This is a genomic window from Bartonella sp. AP58NXGY (genome assembly GCF_042195785.1).
GTDB lineage: Bacteria > Pseudomonadota > Alphaproteobacteria > Rhizobiales > Rhizobiaceae > Bartonella.
Genome location: NZ_JBHIOY010000166.1, coordinates 1 through 852, shown reverse-complemented (window position 1 = coordinate 852; position 852 = coordinate 1). Strand labels below are relative to the sequence as shown.

At 33.6% G+C, this 852-nt stretch carries 1 protein-coding gene; it reads left to right on the top strand.

The window, feature by feature from the left end; all coding sequences use genetic code 11:
* Positions 1–97: 97 nt before the first annotated feature.
* Positions 98–775, top strand: coding sequence for a type IV secretion system protein (locus ACFINC_RS10215; RefSeq protein ID WP_375617139.1), 678 nt, complete (start codon positions 98–100; stop codon positions 773–775).
* The last annotated feature ends 77 nt before the right edge of the window (positions 776–852 follow it).

Genomic DNA, 852 nt, shown 5'->3' with positions numbered 1-852 from the left:
AACAACCAAGTGATAGGAACCGCGTACCCATTAATAAAACAATCCCTGCCGAAATCAAGCGAGGAGACAGATGAAAAAGATCTTTATTATAACAGGAATGATTATAGCTTTTGGATTGCCAAATTTAGCTCTAGCATTCCAATGGGGGCATCATCCAAATCCAAATGCATTTAAAAAGAATCCTCCACCTCCTTTACCAAAAGAATATTTGGAGCTTATTGAATTATTAAAAGAACAAATTGATTTAATAGGAAGAGAAATTTTATTCGCAGAAGACATTCATAAAGCTCTAACAAAGGATAAAATCAACGATCATAGAAAAGTAGATTATACCAATTTTTTTCTCAAAAATCCAGAATCGATCTACGATGAAAATGAACGTTCAAATGAGCTATATAAACAAATTTTAGAAAATGAAGAAAGGATTTTTGGAAATCCTAAACAGATGGGCCCAGCTCTTTTTGCACGTTTACAACATATGTCAGCCCTAGATAAAGCTGTAACTTTGCAAACTTTTCAAGCAGCAGAAAATCGTTCTCGCTATATCGTAGCCCTGTTAGATGCATTGGATCAAGCAGATAATGTAAAAAAGATCTTGGATGTCCAAACAATTGTGGAGGGCACATTAACTATGATCAAAAATGAATCTATAAAGCTGCAAATGGTTGCACATTTACGTGACGCTGAGCGCGCGCTTACTAAAATGTATAAACGCAAAATGGATATGAAAGCTTTTAACAGTACTAATAAGGATATGCCTCGCATACGATTTTAACAAAATTCTTTATAACATTTGTTTTCTCTATTTTATGAAAATAATCCTATTGTACATGTCTCAACAATCTGGAAAAA

What these genes read in the sequence shown, in the direction of transcription:
- ACFINC_RS10215 (WP_375617139.1), top strand. Translation starts at nt 98, where the DNA reads ATGATTATAGCTTTTGGATTGCCAAATTTAGCTCTAGCATTCCAATGG.